We start from the raw sequence: 4,978 nt of genomic DNA on the forward strand, positions 1-4,978 counted from the left end.
GTTCCGGCAACGCCCGACGACAGCACATGAGTCGTCGACACCGGCAGTCCCAGCCGATCGGCCATGCCGATGGTCACCATCGCCACGAGTTCGGCCGCCGCACCCTGGCCGTAGGTCAGATGGCTCTTGCCGATCTTCTCGCCGACCGTGACGACGATGCGTTTCCAGCCGACCATGGTGCCGAGGCCGAGCGCCAGCGCGACGGCGACCTTCACCCAGATCGGGATGAACTTCGTCGCGTTGTCGACGGCCTTGTGATAGTCGGTGACCGCTTTCAGATCGGCCGCCTCCATCGGCAGCAGCTGCTTCTTGTCGATCAGCTTGAGCGCTTCGCCGATCAAATAGATGTCGTTGCGGGCGTTGCTGACCAGATCGGTCGGCACCGTCTCGACCGAGGCATAGGGCTGCAGGCCAGCCGTCGTGTTGTGGATGTAGGTCTGCAGCGCAACCGTCGTCTGGTCGCTCCATGTCCTGGTGCGCACGGCATCCTGGACGGCGGCCTTGGCATCGGCGACGGTGACGCCGGGCTTGGCATATTTGCCCAGCGCCGTTTCGACGCTGACCGAAGCAGACTTGTAGGCTTCGAGATAGTTGATGTCGGGGGTGCGGTTCAGCGCATACGCCGTCGGCACGACGCCGATCAGGATCAGCATGATCAGGCCCATGCCCTTCTGTCCGTCATTGGAGCCGTGCGCAAAGCTGACGCCGGTGCAGGTGAAGATGAGCAGGCCACGGATCCACCATGGCGGCGGCGTGTTGCCCTTCGGCGCCTCGTAGAGCGCCGGATTGCGCACCAGCAGCTTCATTACATAGAGCAGGATCGCCGCGGCGAAGAAGCCGATGATCGGCGACACCAGCAGGGTGACGCCGACATTGGTCGCCTGCGACCAGTCGACGCCGCTGGTGGCGCTGCCGGCGGGCGCCATGAACTGGTTGGCAAGGCCGACGCCGATGATCGAACCGACCATCGTGTGCGAGCTCGACGCCGGCAGTCCGAGGAACCAGGTGCCGAGATTCCACAGGATCGCCGCCACAAGCAGCGCGAACACCATGGCGAAGCCCGAGGACGAGCCGACCTGCAGGATCAGCTCGACCGGCAGCAGCGACAGGATGCCGAAGGCGACCGCGCCGCTGGAGGTGAGAACCCCGAGGAAATTGAAGGCGCCCGACCACATGACGGCGAATTCGGCCGGCATCGAGCGCGTGTAGATGACCGTCGCCACCGCATTGGCGGTGTCATGGAAGCCGTTGACGAACTCGAAGCCGAGCGCGATCAGCAAGGCGATGCCAAGCAGGATCCACGGCACGGTCTTGGCCACCGCAAGATCCTGGCTGAGCGCGTAGCCGACATAGGCGATGCCGACGAGCACCAGCACGCCGAAGGCCGGCAGGAACCACTTCGCGCTGCCCGATTGATCCAGCGGATGATCCGGTCTCGGAATGCCCGCCTCGCTAGAAACTATGTCCACCATGTCCCACTCCAGATGCATTGCAGCAAAGAACTGGGAAGACGCTATGTCCGCACGATGAACCCTGTGTGACGCCGGCGAACGCCGCGTTCACGAACAGGCCTGCCGAAAAGCGGGTGGGCGGCGCCTATTTGGCAATCTCGAGCAGCGACGATACCAACAACTGGCGCTCGTCTTTCGACAGGACATCCGAATCGAAGAGGTTCATGCTGCGCAATCCCTCGATGGCGAGATAGCAGATCAACAGCGATTTGAGATCCGGCGTCTCGCCCTTCAGCCGCTCGAAAAGCTGCCGCTTGAAGGTCTTTATCGGCATCATGAAATCGGGATCCTCGGCGATGGCCGAGAAGATCCAGGACGCCGACGGCTGCTTTTCCTCGCAATCATTGGCCGACAGCCTGATGTAGACGGCCAGGGGATTTTCGTCCTTGTCATTTGTGCTGGCGGCTTCCAGCGCGTGCTCGAACTCGCGCAGATAGCCTTCGACCAAACCTTGCATCAATTTGGCCTTGGTCGGGAAATTGTAGAGGAGCCCTCCCTTCGACACGCCGGCACGGCTGGCGACGGCATCCAGCGACAGGCTGCCTGGTCCGGATTCCCGGGCAACATCAGCCGCCGCGGCGAGAATCTTCTCGCGCGAATTCGGTCTTTGGGCTCTCATGGTGCCTCCCATCGCAAGCTTAGGCCCAATTGACAAGACCGTCCAGACGGTACAGGAAGACCGCCATTATTTGAAATCGGGACCCGCAGTCGGTATGTGTCCCGATATCCGCGCTTCGCGCCGGATTTCGACTGAGGGGACTTCCTTGTTCAAGCGCATACTCCGTATCTTTATCATTGTTCTGGTTCTGGCCCTGCTCGTCGTCGTGGTCGGCGGCATCGTCGGCTTCAACTTCCTGCGCGACAACGGCATCAAGCAGTACTTCGCATCGATGAAGCCGCCGGCGGCAACCGTTTCGACGACCATCGCCAAGCCTTCGGCCTGGACGCCAGGCGTCGAGGCGATCGGCACGGTCAAGGCGGTGCGCGGTGTCGACCTGACGGTCGAGACTACCGGTATCGTCAAGGACATCCTTTTCCATGCCAACCAGAAGGTGGCGGACAATGCGGTTCTGCTGCAACTCGATGACGCCGTCGAGCGCGCCGACCTCGATGCACAGAAGGCGCAGGCCGCGCTAGACCAGACCTCACTTGCCCGCGCCATCGAACTGACCAGGCGTGGCGTTGGCTCCGACTCGACGCTGGACACGGCGCGTGCGGCGGCCTCGGCCTCGGCATCCCAAGTCACCAAGCTGCAGGCCGTGCTCGACCAGAAGCAGCTGACGGCGCCTTTCGGCGGCACGGTGGGTATCCCGAAGATCGATGTCGGCCAGTATCTGGCGCCCGGCACCGCCGTGGTGACATTGCAGGACCTCGACACGATGCGGGTCGATTTCACGGTTCCCGAACAGCAACTCGCCTTGCTCAAGATCGGCCAGACGATTCGATTGGGCTTTGGCGGCGAGGACAGGCCATTCGCAGGCGCCATTCGTGGCATAGACCCGAAGATCGACTCGTCCAGCCGGCTGGTGAACATCCGGGCGGAAGTCGCCAATCCCGATGGCAAGCTGACCCCCGGCCAGTTCGTGCAGGTGCGTGTCGAGCTGCCCGAAGAGCAGAACGTGCTGACCCTGCCGCAGACGGCGCTGACGACAAGTCTCTATGGCGACTACATCTTCGTGGTGCAGCCAGCCAAGCCCGCCGAGACAGCGCCAGCTGCCAAGCCGGAGGAAAAACCCGCTGCGCCGGCAGCCGACAAATCGGCTGACGCCAAGCCTGCGGACACCAAGCCGGCCGATGCCATGACGCCGGCGGCTGATGCAGACAAGCCTGCCGCCGATGCGGCAAAGCCAACTGACAAGGCTGCCGATGGGGCCAAGCCGGCGGCGGAAGGTGACAAGCCCGCGCTCGTGCTGTCGCAGGTGTTCGTCAAGCCCGGCCGCCGCAATCAAGGCATGGTCGAGATCGTCGAGGGGCTGAAGGCCGGCGACGAGGTCGTCACCGCCGGTCAGAACCGCCTCTTCAACGGCATGTCCGTCGTTGTGGACAACACCATCGACCCGACCAAATCGGCGAACAAGCAGGCCGACCAGCAATGAGCTTTTCAGATCTCTTCATTCGCCGGCCTGTTCTTTCGACGGTCCTTGCTTGCATGATCCTGCTCCTGGGTTTCCAGGGCATCTTCAATCTGTCGATCCGGCAGTATCCGAAGGTCGATGAAACGGCCATCACGATCACCACGGCCTATCCAGGCGCCAGCGCCGATCTGATCCAGGGCTTCATTTCCGCCCCGATCGCCCGCGCCGTCGCCTCGACCGAAAACATCGACTACGTCACCTCGTCCAGCCGCCCGTCCTCCAGCACCGTGACGGTGCAGATGAAGCTCGGCTCGAACCCCGACGTCGCGCTGACCGAAGTTCTGTCCAAGGTCCAGGGCGTGCGCGGCACTTTGCCGGACGCGTCGAAGGACCCTGTCATCGTCAAGGGCACCGGCCAGCAGTTCGCGATGATGTACATCTCGATGCAGAATCCGAACATGACGAAGGAGCAGCTGACGGAGTATATCGAGCGCGTCATCAGACCGCGCATGTCGACGGTCGAAGGCGTCGCCGACGTGCAGATCTTCGGCGCCCAGGAATACTCGATGCGCGTCTGGATCGATCCGGTCAAACTTGCAGCGCGCGGCGTGACCGCCTCCGAACTGCTGACGGCGATCAACAATTCCAACTTCCTGTCGGCGCCCGGCAACACCCAGAACGAGTATGTCGTTTCCTCGATCACCGTGCGCTCGACATTGCAGACGCCGGAGGCATTCGCCGAGCTGCCGCTGCGCTCGACCGACGGCAATGTGGTGCGGTTGCGCGACGTGGCTCGCGTCGAACTCGCCGCCGAGAACACCGATACCAGGGTCTCGTTCAACGGCAAGCCAGGCACCTTCCTCGCCATCTTCCCGACGCCGGCGGCCAATCCGCTGACCACGGCGGCTGCGCTCACCAAGCTGGTGCCGCAGATTCAGGAGACACTGCCGAAAGGCATGACGATCGAGGTCGTCTACGACGCGACCGGGCAGATCAGCGCCTCGATTGAAGAGGTGTTCAAGACCATCGGCGAGGCGGTTGCCATCGTCGTCGTCGTCATCCTTCTGTTCCTTGGCTCCTTCCGGTCGGTGATGATGCCGATCATCACCATCCCGTTGTCGCTGATCGGCGTCTGCTTCCTTTTGTTCGCGGTTGGCTACTCGATCAACCTTCTGTCGCTGCTGGCCATGGTGCTGGCGATCGGCCTGGTCGTCGACGACGCCATCGTGGTGGTGGAGAACATCCATCGTCACATGGAAGAAGATCACATGTCGCCGATGCAGGCTGCGTTCAGCGGTATGCGCGAAATCGCATCAGCCATCGTTGCCATGACCATGACGCTGGCCGCCGTGTTCGCACCGCTGGCATTTACCGGCGGCCTGACCGGCGCGC

Annotated in this window: 4 protein-coding genes; 2 read left to right on the plus strand and 2 right to left on the minus strand. The window is 62.7% G+C overall.

Annotated elements, in window-relative coordinates:
• Together ENZ74_RS21645 and ENZ74_RS21650 are read right to left on the minus strand one after the other, a co-directional pair.
• On the minus strand, positions 1-1,472 hold a 1,472-nt coding region (locus ENZ74_RS21645), incomplete at its 3' end, for an inorganic phosphate transporter (protein WP_164761121.1).
• A 124-nt stretch (positions 1,473-1,596) separates the two neighbouring features.
• Positions 1,597-2,130: a TetR/AcrR family transcriptional regulator gene (locus ENZ74_RS21650; protein WP_024503025.1), complete on the minus strand. Its 534-nt coding sequence runs from the start codon at positions 2,128-2,130 to the stop codon at positions 1,597-1,599.
• Positions 2,131-2,275: 145 nt separating this feature from the next.
• On the opposite strand from ENZ74_RS21650, the gene ENZ74_RS21655 reads away from it, so the two are divergent.
• Together ENZ74_RS21655 and ENZ74_RS21660 are read left to right on the plus strand one after the other, a co-directional pair.
• Complete coding sequence (locus tag ENZ74_RS21655; protein ID WP_127312981.1) at positions 2,276-3,607, plus strand: efflux RND transporter periplasmic adaptor subunit; 1,332 nt, start codon at positions 2,276-2,278, stop codon at positions 3,605-3,607.
• Positions 3,604-4,978: efflux RND transporter permease subunit (locus ENZ74_RS21660; protein ID WP_164761122.1), on the plus strand; the 1,375-nt coding region annotated here is incomplete at its 3' end. The genes ENZ74_RS21655 and ENZ74_RS21660, both read left to right, overlap by 4 nt.

Source organism: Mesorhizobium sp. M7A.F.Ca.CA.002.15.2.1, assembly GCF_003998715.1.
In the GTDB taxonomy this organism is placed as follows: Bacteria; Pseudomonadota; Alphaproteobacteria; order Rhizobiales; family Rhizobiaceae; genus Mesorhizobium; species Mesorhizobium ciceri.

Bases quoted from the DNA above. Each gene is read 5' to 3' on its own strand.
- ENZ74_RS21650 (WP_024503025.1), bottom strand. From the start codon at position 2,130: ATGAGAGCCCAAAGACCGAATTCGCGCGAGAAGATTCTCGCCGCGGCG.